We start from the raw sequence: 14505 nt of genomic DNA on the forward strand, positions 1-14505 counted from the left end.
GTGTCGCCGCCGGCCCGCCCGCGCCGCACCCGGCCCACCGGCGGTAAGCGCGTTCACCGCCCGTACGGCCCCCGCGTGACCCGCATACCGCCCCCGCTCATCCCCCACTACCATGCGCCAAGTCGTACGACAGTCCCGCGACCGTAGATCTCCGGCGCTCCCACCGGAGCCCCCGCCCGAACCAGGAGCACGGCACCCGTGTCCATACCCCCGCCCCCGGAGCCCCAAGGGCCGCCCACCCAGGGCCCCGAGAGCCCCCAGGACCAGCCCCCGGCCCCGGGTCCGTCTCCCACCCCGCAGGCATCCACCCCGTACGACCCCTTCGCCCCACCGCAGCCGTACTCCCAGCCGCAGGACCCGTACGCGCCTCCGCAGCCCTCCTACGGCGCGCAGCCCCAACTCCCGTACGGGACACCGCCGCAGAGCCCCTACGCCCCGTACCCGCAAGGTCCCCACACCCTTACGGGACCTCCGAGCCCCTACGGGCCGCAGCCCTACCAGACCTGGGGGCAGGGCTACAGCCCGTACAACAGCCCCGCGCCCCTGAACGGCATGTCCGTCGCCGCGCTTGTGCTCGGGATCCTGTGCTGCATACCGGGCGTCGGGGTCGTCCTCGGGCTGATCGCGCTGAGCCAGATCAAGAAGCGCGGCGAGCGCGGGCGGAGCATGGCGGCGGCCGGGATGGTGCTGTCGGCGTTCGGGCTGATGGTCTGGGTGCTCGGCGCGACCGGCGCGGCGACCGGCCTCTGGGACGACATGAAGGACGGCGCGCGCACCCACACGGGCGCCTCGCCCGCGAAGGGCGAGTGCTTCGACGCGCCCAGCGGTTCGCTGGAGGGCCGGGTGTACGACTTCGACGTGGTGCCCTGCGACGTCGGGCACGACGGCGAGGTGTTCGCCGTCGTGCGGATGGACGACGGCGCCTACCCCGGGGACAGGGAGGTCACGGCCACCGCGGGCGACAAGTGCTACGCCCTCCAGGACGCCTACGCCATGGACGGCTGGGCCGTGCCCGACGACGTGGACATCTACTACATCACCCCGACCTCGGACAGCTGGCGCCTGGGCGACCGCGAGATCACCTGCGTGTTCGGCAACACGGACGAGAACGCGAGCCTGCCCGCCGGTTCGCTGCGCAACGACGCCACCACGCTCGACCAGGACCAGGTCGCGTATCTGAAGGCGGCCCACCTCCTGAACACCGCGCTGGACTCGGCGCCCGACGCGGAGTACGTGGAGGACGACCTGCCGGGGCACAGGGCCTGGGCGGGCCGGGTGGCGACCGCGCTGACCCAGCAGGCCGACCTGCTGGACGGCCACGAGTGGCCGGACGCGTCAAGGCAGCCGGTCGCGGCCCTGGTCAAGGACCTGCGGGCGGCGCAGAAGGAGTGGGCGCAGGCGGCCGTGGCCTCCGACGCCGACGCGTTCTACGCCCACTACGACAAGGGCGCCGACCTCATCGACCCGAAGAAGTCCGTCACGGCCCGCAAGGCTCTGGGGCTCGCCACGACCCCTCCGGCGTACGACGGGAGCGACAGTGGCGGGGACGGCGGGGGAGGCGCGGGCGGCATGGAGGTGTGACGGCTCCTATAACGGGGAGAAAGTGCCTGGGTAAAGCCCACGCCGGGGATAAGTCATCACATCGAGTGATTCTCTGGCCTTTGCTTGCATGGCACAACCCACGGTTGCCAGGCTGTTGCTGTCTGTACAACCTGATGGGAGTGGCCAGTGACATTCGGTGAGCAGCCGGCGTATCTGCGCGTGGCGGGTGATCTCCGCAAGAAGATCGTCGACGGCCAGCTGCCCCCGCACACCCGGCTGCCCTCGCAGGCCAGGATCCGCGAGGAGTACGGAGTCTCCGACACGGTCGCGCTGGAGGCCCGCAAGGTGCTGATGGCGGAGGGGCTGGTCGAGGGCCGCTCCGGATCGGGGACGTATGTGCGCGAGCGTCCCGTGCCGCGGCGCGTGTCCCGCTCCGGGTTCCGGCCGCCGGCCGGCGCGACCCCGTTCCGGCAGGAGCAGGCCGAGGGGGAGGCGCGCGGCACCTGGGAGTCCAGCAGCGAGCAGGCCGAGGCCGGCGGCGCCATCGCCGAGCGGCTCGGGCTCCAGCCCGGTGAGCGCGTGATGTGCACGAAGTACGTGTTCCGGGACGCCGGCGAGACGATGATGCTCTCCACGTCCTGGGAGCCCCTCGCGGTGACCGGCCGTACGCCCGTGATGCTGCCCGAGGAGGGACCGCTCGGGGGCATGGGGGTCGTCGAGCGGATGCGCGCGATCGACGTCGTCGTCGACAACGTCACGGAGGAGGTCGGCGCCCGGCCGGGCCTCGCCGAGGAGTTGCTCGCCCTGGGGGGAGTCCCCGGGCATGTGGTCCTCGTGATCCAGCGGACGTACTACGCCTCGGGCCGCCCGGTGGAGACGGCCGACGTGGTCGTCCCGGCGGACCGGTACCGGATCGCCTACCACCTCCCGGTGAAGTAGCGCGGCGACACCGGCGATGAAGTGGCGCACCCGTGGGCGCGACGGGGCGTGCGGTGTGGTGCGGAGTGGTGCCGCGTAGTGCCGCGTAGTGCGTTTCGTGTGAAGTAGCGCACGCTTCCGGGCAGTTGTCCCGCCTTGTCGGCGGAGCCGGTCAATCCGCCCTGCCCCGGGGGCCGTTGGATTCCGGTCTTTCTCGCAGGTCGTTCACGGCACCTGTAGCGTGCTCCTCACCGGAAGCGTCGAGGTGCGCCCACGGCGCGTTCACCGGCGTGCGCCCCCCGCGTCTTGGCTGGTTGCGTACCTCTTTGTGAAAAGCCGTATTCGCTGCGTGAAGGTTAGGCGTAGGCTCCGGCATATGCGGATTGCGGTTTCCTTATGGGGTGGGGCACGGCACGAACCGCGGGCTGGGAGCGGAGGGGTGCGATGAACGACAACACGATCACCCTGCCCTGGCTCGTGATACGGCAGGACGACAACGGCAATCGCTATCGCGTGGGCAGGTACGCGACCCGCGCCGAGGCGCAGAAGATCGCCGACAGCCTCGACGACCGCGGGCACCGGCAGCTCTACTGGGTCGAGCGGATCGGGCAGCACGGCGACGCGACCCGCAACTGACCGCACCCCGTAGGCTCCGGCGCATGACGACACGGATCGTGGTGGTCGGAGCCGCCCTGTTCGACGACGGCCGCCTCCTCGCCGCGCGCCGCAGCGCACCCCCCGAACTCGCCGGACGCTGGGAACTCCCCGGCGGCAAGGTCGAACCCGGCGAGCGACCCGAGGCCGCGCTGGTACGCGAGTTGGCCGAGGAACTCGGCGTCGACGCGGAGACCGTCGACCGCGTCCCCGGCGCATGGCCCCTGAAGCCGCCGTACATCCTCCAGGTCTGGACGGCCCGGCTGCGCCCCGGTTCGCCCCGGCCGCGTCCTCTCGAAGACCACGACGAACTCCGCTGGCTCGCCCCCGCCGACATCTGGACCGTCGACTGGCTCGACCAGGACGTGCCCGCCGTGCGGGAGGCACTCGCGCTGCTCGACACCCGGGCGCGTTGACGTCGCAGCCCGGCATGGCGGGGGAGCGTGGCGGAGCCGACGTACGCCGTTCGTGCCACAGTGCGCCCTGGGGAGCGGTACCGGGCCCGAGATATCGGGTATGTGCCCATTAACCCCATGAAATCGGACATGGGTGAGCTGGCTGGCCCGGGATGTGATCGGCTTGATCGACACCGAAGGCGACTGCGTCGAGTGGACCTTCCCCGCGGACCCCGGGGCGGTCCGCACCGCGCGCTCCGCGGTGCGCGGCCAGTTGCGCGACTGGGAACTCGACGCGCTCGCCGACATCGCGGCGCTGCTCGTGAGCGAGCTGGTGACCAACGCGTTGCGGCACGCCACGGGCCCTGTCGGCGTCCGGCTGGTCCGCCCCGCCGGGCCGGGCGGTGTGCTCCTCGTCGAGGTCTCCGACCCGTTGCCCGACCCGCCCCGCGAACGGGTCGCCAGCCCCGAGGACGAGAGCGGGCGGGGTCTCCAACTCGTCGCGGGCGCCTGCGTCCGCTGGGGTACCAGGCCGGGCGAAACGGGCAAGACGGTGTGGTTCGAGCTGGCCGTACCCGGGTGATCCGACCTGTACGGACCGGACAAGCGTGTCCATCGAGCGGTTCAGGCCTGTGACGGTTGTCGATCCGCGTGGTTCGACTGCGTGTCCGCTGGTTAGAAGACTGGGAGTGTTGTCGCAGGCAGGTCCGAAATGCATCGGGATTGTCCTGTGATCGTGAACACCGTGTTGTGCGGCGCCGTAGTGCTGGATACTGCGGGCAGCCGCCCCCGGTGACCGGTGCCGGACGCGGTGAGCTGGAGGGGACGGTTCGCGTGAGCGAGATACCAGCGAAGGCCACGGAGTCCGAGGACCCGTCGGACCGCGCGAGGGCTGAGGCCGCGGGTTACCTCGACGTGCCCGCCGGGGACTCCTTGTCCGTCGGCGACGCCATGTGGCAGAGCAGTCCACCCGGCTCGATCTACGACTACATCAAGGTCGCGTCCTTCTCCATCGGCCCCGACGGGCTCGTCGACCAGTGGAGCCTGCGGGCCGAGCAGCTCTTCGGCATCTCCACGGAGCGCGCCGTGGGCATGGATCCCATCGAGGCGTTCGTCGATCCCGAACTGCACGAGCACGGCCAGCGGAAGATGGCCGAGATCCTGGACGGCCGCGAGTGGACCGGCGTGGTGCCCTTCAAGGCGCCCGACAGCGCCGAGGGCGAGCCCGGCAAGGAGGGCCTCGCCGAGGTCTATGTGATGCCGACCCGGACCGAGGAGGGCGAGCGGGCCGCCGTCTGCATCGTCGTCGACGTCCGCATCCTGCGCCGCATAGAGACCGATCTCGCCGCGTCGCAGTCGATATTCGGTCAATCTCCGTTCGGGTTCCTGCTGATCGACCCCGACCTGCGGGTCCGCCGGGCCAACCAGCAGATCGCCAACACCTTCGGCGGCACCCCCGACGACCACCGCGGCCGGGGCGTCCACGACTATCTGCAGAGTCCCGAGGCCGAGCGCATCACCGCGACCCTGCGGCGCGTCCTGGAGACCGGCAACTCCATCACGGACATGCAGGTCACCGGTCTGGTGCCGGGCTCCGACGAGCGCCGCCACTGGTCCATCAACCTCTACCGCGTGCACAGCGGCAGCGGCCGGCCGATCGGCATCGCCTGGCTCGGCACCGATGTCACCGAGCGCCGCGCCGCCGCCCGCGAGGCCGCCTCCGCGCGGCGCAATCTCGCCCTTCTGAACGAGGCCGGCGCCCGCATCGGGAACTCCCTCGACCTGGAGACCACGGCCCGCGAACTCCTCGACGTCGTCGTCCCCGGCTTCTGCGACCTCGCGACCGTCGACCTCTACCAGGGCCTCCTGCTCGGCGACGAGACCCCGCCGGGCCGCGCCGACGGCAGCGCCGAACTGCGCCGGGTGGCCTTCGCCAGCGCGGTCTCCGACGCCCCCTTCGTCGGCGGCGGCGCCCCCGTCTCCGTGGGCGCGGTCCACCACTACCCCTTCAACTCGCCCTGCGCGGACGCCCTGCGCACCGCCCGCCCGCAGTACGTCCCCGCCGAGGAGGGCGGCCTCGTCCAGTCCACGCTGGCCGTGCCGATGGTCGCCCACGACACCGTCGTGGGACTCGCGCAGTTCGCCCGGACGAAGGGGAGCGAGCCGTTCGGGGACCGGGACCGGGATCTCGCGGTGGAGCTGGCGGCGCGGGCCGCCGTCTGCATCGACAACGCACGGCTGTACCGGCGCGAGCACGAACGGGCGCTGATACTGCAGCGGTCCCTGCTCCCGCCCGGCGACCCGGAGGCCTCCGGCCTCGACATCGCGTGTCGCTACCTGCCGGGGAACGCGGCCACGGAGGTCGGCGGCGACTGGTTCGACGTCATCGAACTCCCCGGCCACCGCACCGCGTTGGTGGTCGGCGACGTGATGGGCCGCGGGCTGCGCGCGGCAGTGGCCATGGGTGAACTCCGCACCGCCGTCCGCACGCTGGCCCTCCTCGACCTCGAACCGGCCGAAGTGCTCTCCGCGTTGGACGAGATCGCCCGCGGCCTCGGCACCCCCGGCGGGGTCCAGCAGGCCACCCGGGCCGCCCGCCGCCCCCGCGAGGCCGACCTCTCCGAGGTGTACCTCGCGACCTGTGTCTACGCCGTCTACGACTCGGTGACCAGGCGCTGCACCTTCGCCAACGCCGGCCATCTCCCGCCGGTCCTGGTCGAACCGGGCGAGGCGGCGCTGATGCTCGACGTCCCGCCCGGGATGCCCCTGGGGGTCGGCGGCGAGCCCTTCGAGGAGGTGGAGGTCGAACTCCCCGAGGGCGCGCTGCTGGCGCTCTACACGGATGGACTGGTCGAATCCCGCGACCACCCCCTGGACGAGGGCCTCCAGGCCTTCGTGGGCGCGCTGACGGACCCCGCGACCCGCGACCCGTCCGCCGACGGCCGGCCGCACTCCAGGACGGCCCTGAACGCCGACACCCACCGTGACCTGGAGGACGTCTGCGACCACGTCCTCAGCACCCTCGACACCCACCACGGCGAGGACGACATCGCGCTCCTCATGGCCCGTGTCCAGGGCCTGCCCGAGGACTCCGTCGGCGACTGGACCCTCCCGCGCGAACCACGCAGCGTGGGCCGCGCCCGCGAGTACGCCCGCGCCCGCCTCCAGTCCTGGGACCTCGAAGCCCTCGTCGACACCGCCGAGTTGCTCGTCAGCGAACTGGTCACGAACGCGCTGCGGTACGGCGAGGGCGAGATCAGGCTCCGTCTCCTGCTGGACCGCACCCTGGTCTGCGAGGTCTGGGACGCGGGCCTCGTCCAGCCGCGCCGCCGCCGCGCCCGCGACACGGACGAGGGCGGCCGGGGCCTGCAACTGGTCGGCCTCCTCTCGGCGGCCTGGGGCTCGCGCCGGACACCGCGCGGCAAGACGGTGTGGTTCGAACTGCCTTTGCCGGACGGGGAGAACGGCATGGTGGACCCGGCGGAGGCACTGCTCAGCCTGTTCTGACCGCCCCGGCCGCGCGGTCCTACGCCGGTGGCAGGCCCCGCCGTCCCCGGGTGTCCGGACCGCCGAAGCCGAGCGGCGGCCCGCCGTCCGGGTCCTCGCCCAGGAGGATCCCGCCGAGGACGGCGCCGCCGACCCCGCTCGTGGGCCCGTCGGCGGCACCGGCGTACGGGTTCCCGTGCGTCCGGACGTCCTGCTCCGCCGACTCCCGTGCCTCCAGGGCGAGTACGTCGGCCGCCGCGGGGTCGGTGCCGGTGTCGAGCAGCCGTCGCGCCTCGGCCAGACGGGTGCGGGCGCCGACGCCCACGGCACCCCGGTGCGTGGCCACGAAGCCGTCGGCCGCGCCGATGTCGCCCCGGGCCACGAGCCGTGCGGCGAAACCGAGGACGCCGTCCCGGCCCGCACCCAGGGGCAGCAGGGCCCGCACGATACGGCGGAGGGCGCCGACGGGGTCGTACGCGGTGTACGGGCCGGAGGAGGAGCCGCTGGTGGCGCCGGTGAGTTCCTCGCGGACGGCGGCGAGCGTCGCGTGGGCGGAGGCGAGGTCGGAGGGGGCTGCCGTCCGCGCCCGTGCCAGCTCGGCCTCCGCGCCGGTGAGGGCGGCCGGCACCAACTGCCCCGCGCGGGCGAGGAAGTCGGCGAGCCGCTCGACGCCGGTGAGGAAGGTGCCCGCCTGGCCGATGGCTCCCTCGGCGGCGCGCAGATCGCGGATCGCCCTGCCGGTGTCTCCCGAGTCGGCCGCCTGGCGGGCCTGGTTGAGGTGCGTGGTGGCGAACACGAGCCGGTCCTTGGCCTGTTCGACGTAGCCCGTGACGGTGGTGGCCGGGGCGCCGGGCCCCGGATGGCGCGCGTGCAGCTCGGCGAGGGTGGCCTCCACGGCCCCGGTACGGCCGGCGAGTTCCCGGAACCGTCCCTCCGCGACCCCGAGCGCGTCACCCATGTCCCGTTCCAGCGACCGCAGTTGATCGAACCCCGGTGCCTCCGCGTCCAGCCGCCGTCCGGCCTCCGCGCACCGCCCGACGATCCCGGCGAGGGCCTGCCGCCGGGCGGCCTCCTCCTCCGGTGCCGGGACACCGCGCTCGTACCGCAGCCGTATCGCGAACGCGGCGGACAGCTCCCGCTCCGCCTCCCGCAGAGCGCCCGCGAACGGCTCGACGGCATCCACCCCGAACCGGTCCTCGGCGAAGGCGAGTTCCTCCCGGCTGGTGCGCAGACAGTCGTCGGCCTGGACGAGGGCGGTACCGGCCTGCCGCTCCAGCACGGGGAGCGGGGTCACGGGCGGCTGAGGTGACACCACGCCGGGGGTCGTACGGGTACGGGCCCTACGGGTACGGCGCAGGTACCCGTACCCCGCGAGCACGACGACCCCGCCCGCGGCGACGAGGGGGAGGACGAGGTCGGAGGGCGAGGTGCTTCCGGCGGAGCGGTACCGGGAGTGGTCCTCGGGGTCCTGCGCGGCGGCGGTCGCGACGGGCTCGCCCCGGACGGCCGCAACCGGAACCTCCGCCTTGATCGTCATCACCGGCAACACCAGCCACACGACCCCGGCCGCCCCGCCCAGCACGGCATGCACCACCCGCACGGATATGTGGGAGGTCCCGCGCCGCGGCCGGCCCCGTATCAAGGATGACGTCACATTTCGGAGCGTATGAGCAGGAATGCGGGCGCGCGACCGGGGTGGGCCCCGGGTGGGACGTGGGGGAGTGGGGTGGTGAACGAGGTGCGGGACGGACGGCTACGGGGAGGGGTGACGCGGGATGGGGCGGCGTGCGGAGGATCCGGGTACGGAGGCGGGACCGGGCGCGGGCGAGGGGGACATGCCGGCTGCCTCCCCGCCGTCCGGGGCCGCCGACGGCGCCGTGCCCCCGCAGCCGCCTCCCGCACCCGACGCCGAGCCCGGCACGGGCGGGCGGGGCGGGTGGGTGCGGTGGGTCCGGCGGGGCGCGGTCGCCTTGGTGGTCGTCCTGGTGGTGCCTCTCCTCGGCGCCGAGGGCGCCCTCCGGCTCAACTACACCGGTGACCTCTCCGACGGGACGTACACCCGGAGCAAGGACGCGATCTGGCTGGGGCACGCCTGGGTGGACGGCCGTAAGACCGACGCCGACGTCACCGCGCTGGCCGGCCGGCTGAAGGACACCGGCATCCGTGACCTGTACGTCCATTCAGGACCCCTGGAGCACGACGGCACCCTCCCCGAGTCGGACTACCCCGAGGCGGCCCGGCTGATCGAGTCCGTGCACAGGGAACTCCCGGGCGTCCGCGTACAGGCCTGGCTGGGGGACAAGCTCGCCACCGAGAGCCCGGACGGCCTGCGCCTGCGGAACCCGGACACCCGTACCGCGATCGTCGCCTCGACCCGGCAGATCCTCGCCGCCGGCTTCGAGGGCGCCCACTTCGACCTGGAACCCCTCCACTCCGGCGACGCGGACTACCTCGACCTCCTCGACCGGCTCCACGCGGTCACCCGGGCCCACGGCGCCCAACTCTCCGTCGCCGCCCACCAGATCGACCCGCTCCCCGCGTTCCACGCCTTCTGGGGCACCGTCACCGGCCACCCCAAGTGGTGGTCGCAGGCGTACTTCGGCCAGGTCGCCCGCCGGGTCGACCAGATCGCCGTGATGTCGTACGACACGATGCAGCCCCTGCAGAACCTCTACGGCGGCTACGTCGCCCAGCAGACCTCGCTCGCCCTGGAGGTCACCCCCGCCTCCACCGACCTGCTGATGGGCCTGCCCTTCTTCCACGAGAACCGCTTCGGCCACCGGGGCGCCGCCGAGACCGTCCCCGCCGCCGTACGCGGCGTCCGCCTCGGCCTGTCCCGCACGGACGCGCACCGGAAGAACTTCGGCGTCGCCCTGTACGTCGACTTCGCGGCGACGGAGGCGGACTGGACGGCGTACAGGGACGGCTGGGTGCACTGAATCCGCGCCCAAGTGCCGTGAAAACACAGCCCTGTTCGCAGCCGTGGGTGCGATGATCGGGCAGGGCCGAAAGGGGTGGGTGATGGTGCTGACGGGGCTGGCCGCGGCGATCTGGCTGATGGTGGCGGCGATCGGACTCGCCGCGGTGACGACCGGATGGACCCCGCCGACCACGCGACACCGCGTGGTGCGGGTCCAGTTGTGGGGCTACGGCACGCTGGTCACGGCGCTGGGCATGGGCACGGGACTGTCCCTGCACTGGTGGGCGGACTCCCGGGCGCTGGACGGTGCGGGTGGGGCGGTGGCCCTCGTCCTCATCCTCCTCGGCTTCCTTCTCCAGACGCGCGCCCAGCGCCCCGCGCCCCGGTGACCACCACCCGCAGGCCGCTCACCCGTCCGAGGAGCGCCTCCTGATCTTCGACCCCAGCCACACCAGCGGGTCGTACTTGCGGTCGACCGCCCTCTCCTTCAAGGGGATCAGCGCGTTGTCCGTGATGTGGATGCCCTCGGGGCAGACCTCGCTGCAGCACTTGGTGATGTTGCAGTAGCCGAGGCCGTGTTCGTCCTGGGCGGTCCTCTTGCGGTCGAGGCCGCTCTCCGCCGCCGCGTCCAGCGGGTGCATGTCCAACTCCGCGACCCGCATGAGGAACCGGGGACCGGCGAACGCCGTCTTGTTCTCCTCGTGGTCGCGCACGACATGGCAGGTGTCCTGGCACAGGAAGCACTCGATGCACTTGCGGAACTCCTGCGAGCGGTCGACGTCCTCCTGCATCATCCGGTACTCGCCGGCCGCGACCCCCTCCGGCGGCACGAACGCCGGAACCTCCCTGGCCTTCTGGTAGTTGAAGCCGACGTCCGTGACGAGGTCCCGGACGACGGGGAAGGCGCGCAGCGGGGTGACGGTGATCGTCTCCTCGCGGGTGAACACCGACATGCGGGTCATGCACATCAGCCGGGGGCGGCCGTTGATCTCCGCCGAGCACGAACCGCACTTGCCCGCCTTGCAGTTCCAGCGCACGGCGAGATCGGAGGCCTGGGTGGCCTGGATGCGGTGGATGATGTCGAGGATCACCTCGCCGTCGTTGACCTCGACCTTGAAGTCCTCCAGGTCGCCGCCCTCGACGTCCCCCCGCCACACCTTGAAGCGGGCCTCGTAGCTGCTCACTCGTAGAGCTCCTCTTCGGCGAGGTACTTGACCAGCTCTTCCTTCTCGAAGAGGGCGAGCAGGTCGGCGCGGATGGGGTCGGTCGTCTCACGGGTCAGGCTGATCCGGTCGGAGACGGGGTCACCGGCCGCCTGCCCGCCCTCGGGGTCGATCAGCCGGCAGATCAGGTTGACGCGGCGCCAGTCCCGGTTCATACCGGGGTGGTCCTCGCGGGTGTGCCCGCCGCGCGACTCGGTGCGCTCCAGCGCGGCCCGCGCCACGCACTCGCTGACCAGCAGCATGTTCCGCAGGTCCAGGGCGAGATGCCAGCCCGGGTTGAACTGCCGGTGGCCCTCCACGCCGGCCCGGCGGGCCCGTACCCGCAGCTCCGACAGCCGCTCCAGCGCCTGTTCCATCTCGCCCTCGCGGCGGATGATCCCGACGAGGTCGTTCATGGTCTGCTGGAGTTCCTGGTGGAGGGTGTACGGGTTCTCCGGCGGACGCCCACCGGGGGGCTGGGGGTTGTCCCCCAGATGAGCACTGTCCTGGCCCGGTTCGGGGCCCTCGGCGGAGAAGGGGCGCAGCGCCTCCGCCGCCGCGAGGTCCACCTCGGTGTCGTCGACCACGGGCCTGCCGTCCGCGAGGTCGGCCGCGTGGTCCGCCGCGTGCCAGCCCGCACGGCGGCCGAACACCAGCAGGTCGGAGAGGGAGTTGCCGCCCAGCCGGTTGGAGCCGTGCATGCCGCCGGCCACCTCGCCGGCCGCGAACAGCCCCGGTACCCCGCGCGCCGCCGCCGTGTCCGAGTCGACCGCGACTCCGCCCATCACGTAGTGACAGGTGGGGCCGACCTCCATCGCCTCGGCGGTGATGTCGACGTCGGCGAGTTCCTTGAACTGGTGGTACATGGACGGGAGCCGGCGCCGGATGACCTCGGCGGGCATCCGTGTCGACACGTCCAGGAAGACCCCGCCGTGGGGTGAGCCGCGGCCCGCCTTCACCTCGGAGTTGATGGCGCGGGCGACCTCGTCGCGGGGGAGCAGTTCGGGGGGACGCCGGTTGCTGTCCGGGTCCTCGTACCAGCGGTCGCCCTCCTCCTCCGACTCGGCGTACTTCTCCTTGAAGACGTCGGGGATGTAGTCGAACATGAACCGCTTGCCCTCGGAGTTGCGCAGCACCCCGCCGTCGCCGCGGACGGACTCCGTGACGAGAATGCCCTTCACCGACGGAGGCCAGACCATGCCGGTCGGGTGGAACTGCACGAACTCCATGTTGAGGAGAGGGGCGCCCGCGAGCAGCGCCAGCGCGTGGCCGTCGCCCGTGTACTCCCACGAGTTCGACGTCACCTTGAAGGACTTGCCGATCCCGCCGGTCGCGATCACCACGGACGGGGCTTCGAGGACCAGGAAGCGGCCGGTCTCACGTTCGTAGGCGAAGACCCCGGAGACCCGGCTGCCGTCTTTCAGCACCCGTGTGACCGTGCACTCCTGATAGACCTTCAGGCGCGATTCGTAGTCGCCGGTCTCCTTCTTGTCCTCCTGCTGGAGCGACACGATCTTCTGCTGGAGCGTGCGGATCAGTTCGAGTCCCGTGCGGTCGCCGACGTGCGCGAGGCGCGGGTACTCGTGGCCGCCGAAGTTGCGCTGCGAGATCCGGCCGTCCTTCGTACGGTCGAAGAGGGCGCCCCAAGTCTCCAACTCCCAGACCCGGTCCGGGGCTTCCTTCGCGTGCAGCTCCGACATGCGCCACTGGTTGAGGAACTTGCCGCCGCGCAGGGTGTCGCGGAAGTGGACCTCCCAGTTGTCGTGCTCGTTGACGTTGGCCATCGCCGCCGCGATGCCGCCCTCGGCCATCACCGTGTGGGCCTTGCCGAACAGCGACTTGCAGATCACCGCCGTACGGGCACCGCGCTCGCGCGCCTCGATGGCGGCCCGCAGACCGGCGCCACCGGCACCGACCACGACGACGTCCCACTCCTGTCGCTCGACCACGGACATCAGAAGGCCCCTCCCATTCAAAAGAAGCGCGGATCGTCGAAAGCGCCGGAGGCGATCAGGTACACGTAGAAGTCCGCGAGCGCCACGCTGATCAACGACGCCCAGGCGAGCTGCATGTGACGGTTGTTCAGCTTCCCGACGAACTTCCATGCCTCGTAGCGCACGGGATGTCTGGAGAAGTGCTTGAGCTTGCCGCCGACGATGTGCCGGCAGGAGTGGCAGGAGAGGGTGTACGCCCAGATCAGCACGATGTTGACCAGGAAGACGAGGGTGCCGAGGCCCATGTGGCCCCAGTGGTAGTGCTCGTCGCGGAAGGTCAGCACGGTGTCGTAGGTCAGCGTGCCCGCCACCAGGATCGCCGCGTAGAAGAAGTACCGGTGGACGTTCTGCAGGATCAGGGGGAAGCGGGTCTCACCGCTGTACTTCTTGTGCGGCTCGGCCACCGCGCAGGCCGGGGGCGAGGCCCAGAAGCCGCGGTAGTAGGCCTTGCGGTAGTAGTAGCAGGTCAGCCGGAAGCCGAGCGGGAAGATCAGGATGATGATGGCGGGGGAGATGCCCCACCAGCTCCCGAAGAGATCCGCGTTCGGGCCCGCGTGCATGGTCCGGCACCGGTCGGCCAGACAGGGCGAGTAGAACGGCGAGACATAGGGCGCCGCGTAGTAGTTCGAGTCCGCGAAGGCCCGCCATGTCGAGTAGACGACGAAGGCAAGCAGTCCGGCGGCGGTGACGGCCGGGGCCAGCCACCAGCGGTCGGTCCGCAGATGCGGGGCGTCGATCGCGGCGCGCGTACCGGTGTGTACGCCGCCGCTCTTCGGTTGGGGTTCCGTACCAGTGGCCAAGTCAGGACTCCGGTCGGTTCAGGGTGCGTGGCGGTCGTGGGCGCCGAGTCCCTCGTCGTCCGAGTCCGTCCACAGGGTGTTGTCGTAGGGGGTGTCGGGGATGGAGACGAGATCGGGGCGCCGGGGGCGTTCGATCCCTGGTGCGGCGTCACGCAGCAGCGCGACGCTCTCGCGCAGACGGTCGGCGTCGGCCTTGACCCTGCGCATCTCCAGGCCGCCGCTGCCGAATTGGTTCTCCAGCCGTCCCACCGACCTGAACAGGTCGTCGAGACAGCGCTGGACTGACGTCAGTTCGTCGTGCACGGACATGACGTGACCTCACTTCCGCGGGCGTCGGCCCTGGACGGCAACGTTCATGCGCCTGCGAGTGTTGCGCGTCACACGGGCCGGTGGGAAGCGGTGTGCACGGATTGGCCGGGGTGCGTTGGTGTGTACGGGGGCAGATTCGACCATTGCGCCGCACGGGTGGGCTTCCCGGTGCCCCTCGCCGTGTCGCCCCCGAACGCCGGACCCTTTCCTCTTCAGTGACGGCATAGATCTGATCAGCTCCATATACGACGAAAAGTGATCAGAAGTCCCGCGGTCCACCGGAGG

The 14505-nt window shown here is 71.7% G+C and carries 13 protein-coding genes; 8 read left to right on the plus strand and 5 right to left on the minus strand.

All coding sequences use genetic code 11. From position 1 onward, the window contains the following. Positions 1–198: 198 nt before the first annotated feature. The 6 genes from ACIPTO_RS10250 to ACIPTO_RS10275 all read left to right on the plus strand — a co-directional run bounded on the left by ACIPTO_RS10250 (position 199) and on the right by ACIPTO_RS10275 (position 7016). Complete coding sequence (locus ACIPTO_RS10250; RefSeq protein ID WP_401190657.1) at positions 199–1581, plus strand: DUF4190 domain-containing protein; 1383 nt, start codon at positions 199–201, stop codon at positions 1579–1581. Between the two features lie 147 nt (positions 1582–1728). Further along, complete coding sequence (locus ACIPTO_RS10255; RefSeq protein ID WP_366323670.1) at positions 1729–2481, plus strand: GntR family transcriptional regulator; 753 nt, start codon at positions 1729–1731, stop codon at positions 2479–2481. Positions 2482–2904: 423 nt separating this feature from the next. Further along, positions 2905–3096 carry an SPOR domain-containing protein gene (locus ACIPTO_RS10260; RefSeq protein ID WP_366323668.1) on the plus strand — a complete coding sequence of 64 codons (192 nt, stop codon included), beginning with the start codon at positions 2905–2907 and terminating at the stop codon, positions 3094–3096. A 23-nt stretch (positions 3097–3119) separates the two neighbouring features. Continuing rightward, positions 3120–3530, plus strand: coding sequence for a (deoxy)nucleoside triphosphate pyrophosphohydrolase (locus ACIPTO_RS10265; RefSeq protein ID WP_401190660.1), 411 nt, complete (start codon positions 3120–3122; stop codon positions 3528–3530). A gap of 154 nt (positions 3531–3684) precedes the next feature. Next, positions 3685–4092: an ATP-binding protein gene (locus ACIPTO_RS10270; RefSeq protein WP_401190867.1), complete on the plus strand. Its 408-nt coding sequence runs from the start codon at positions 3685–3687 to the stop codon at positions 4090–4092. Between the two features lie 251 nt (positions 4093–4343). Further along, positions 4344–7016, plus strand: coding sequence for a SpoIIE family protein phosphatase (locus ACIPTO_RS10275; RefSeq protein ID WP_401190662.1), 2673 nt, complete (start codon positions 4344–4346; stop codon positions 7014–7016). Positions 7017–7035: 19 nt separating this feature from the next. Here ACIPTO_RS10275 and ACIPTO_RS10280 read toward each other — a convergent pair whose 3' ends face one another. Beyond that, positions 7036–8532: a hypothetical protein gene (locus ACIPTO_RS10280; protein WP_401190869.1), complete on the minus strand. Its 1497-nt coding sequence runs from the start codon at positions 8530–8532 to the stop codon at positions 7036–7038. A gap of 238 nt (positions 8533–8770) precedes the next feature. On the opposite strand from ACIPTO_RS10280, the gene ACIPTO_RS10285 reads away from it, so the two are divergent. Both ACIPTO_RS10285 and ACIPTO_RS10290 read left to right on the plus strand, forming a co-directional pair. Beyond that, positions 8771–9934 carry a hypothetical protein gene (locus ACIPTO_RS10285; RefSeq protein ID WP_401190664.1) on the plus strand — a complete coding sequence of 388 codons (1164 nt, stop codon included), beginning with the start codon at positions 8771–8773 and terminating at the stop codon, positions 9932–9934. Positions 9935–10016: 82 nt separating this feature from the next. After that, positions 10017–10304 (plus strand): hypothetical protein, encoded by a 288-nt coding sequence (locus ACIPTO_RS10290; RefSeq protein ID WP_401190666.1) that lies wholly within the window; start codon positions 10017–10019, stop codon positions 10302–10304. Between the two features lie 18 nt (positions 10305–10322). Here the strand turns inward: ACIPTO_RS10290 and ACIPTO_RS10295 are convergent, their stop codons facing one another. Genes ACIPTO_RS10295 through ACIPTO_RS10310 form a run of 4 tightly spaced genes read right to left on the minus strand, consistent with a single transcriptional unit; the run spans position 10323 to position 14220 of the window. Then, a complete protein-coding gene (locus ACIPTO_RS10295; RefSeq protein ID WP_401190668.1) occupies positions 10323–11099 on the minus strand; it encodes a succinate dehydrogenase/fumarate reductase iron-sulfur subunit in 777 nt (258 codons plus the stop codon). Then, complete coding sequence (locus ACIPTO_RS10300; RefSeq protein WP_401190670.1) at positions 11096–13072, minus strand: fumarate reductase/succinate dehydrogenase flavoprotein subunit; 1977 nt, start codon at positions 13070–13072, stop codon at positions 11096–11098. The genes ACIPTO_RS10295 and ACIPTO_RS10300 overlap by 4 nt, the downstream gene beginning before the upstream one ends. A gap of 17 nt (positions 13073–13089) precedes the next feature. Continuing rightward, complete coding sequence (locus ACIPTO_RS10305) at positions 13090–13911, minus strand: hypothetical protein (protein ID WP_366323652.1); 822 nt, start codon at positions 13909–13911, stop codon at positions 13090–13092. An 18-nt stretch (positions 13912–13929) separates the two neighbouring features. Next, positions 13930–14220 carry a hypothetical protein gene (locus ACIPTO_RS10310; protein ID WP_019058435.1) on the minus strand — a complete coding sequence of 97 codons (291 nt, stop codon included), beginning with the start codon at positions 14218–14220 and terminating at the stop codon, positions 13930–13932. Positions 14221–14505: the final 285 nt, after the last annotated feature.

This window comes from Streptomyces sp. NPDC090083, from assembly GCF_044747445.1.
GTDB lineage: Bacteria > Actinomycetota > Actinomycetes > Streptomycetales > Streptomycetaceae > Streptomyces.

Excerpts from the sequence above, each read along its gene's own strand:
- ACIPTO_RS10260 (WP_366323668.1), top strand. The coding sequence starts at position 2,905 with ATGAACGACAACACGATCACCCTGCCCTGGCTCGTGATACGGCAGGAC.
- ACIPTO_RS10265 (WP_401190660.1), top strand. The coding sequence starts at position 3,120 with ATGACGACACGGATCGTGGTGGTCGGAGCCGCCCTGTTCGACGACGGC.
- ACIPTO_RS10280 (WP_401190869.1), bottom strand. The coding sequence starts at position 8,532 with ATGACGATCAAGGCGGAGGTTCCGGTTGCGGCCGTCCGGGGCGAGCCC.
- ACIPTO_RS10285 (WP_401190664.1), top strand. The coding sequence starts at position 8,771 with ATGGGGCGGCGTGCGGAGGATCCGGGTACGGAGGCGGGACCGGGCGCG.
- ACIPTO_RS10290 (WP_401190666.1), top strand. The coding sequence starts at position 10,017 with ATGGTGCTGACGGGGCTGGCCGCGGCGATCTGGCTGATGGTGGCGGCG.
- ACIPTO_RS10300 (WP_401190670.1), bottom strand. The coding sequence starts at position 13,072 with ATGTCCGTGGTCGAGCGACAGGAGTGGGACGTCGTCGTGGTCGGTGCC.
- ACIPTO_RS10310 (WP_019058435.1), bottom strand. The coding sequence starts at position 14,220 with ATGTCCGTGCACGACGAACTGACGTCAGTCCAGCGCTGTCTCGACGAC.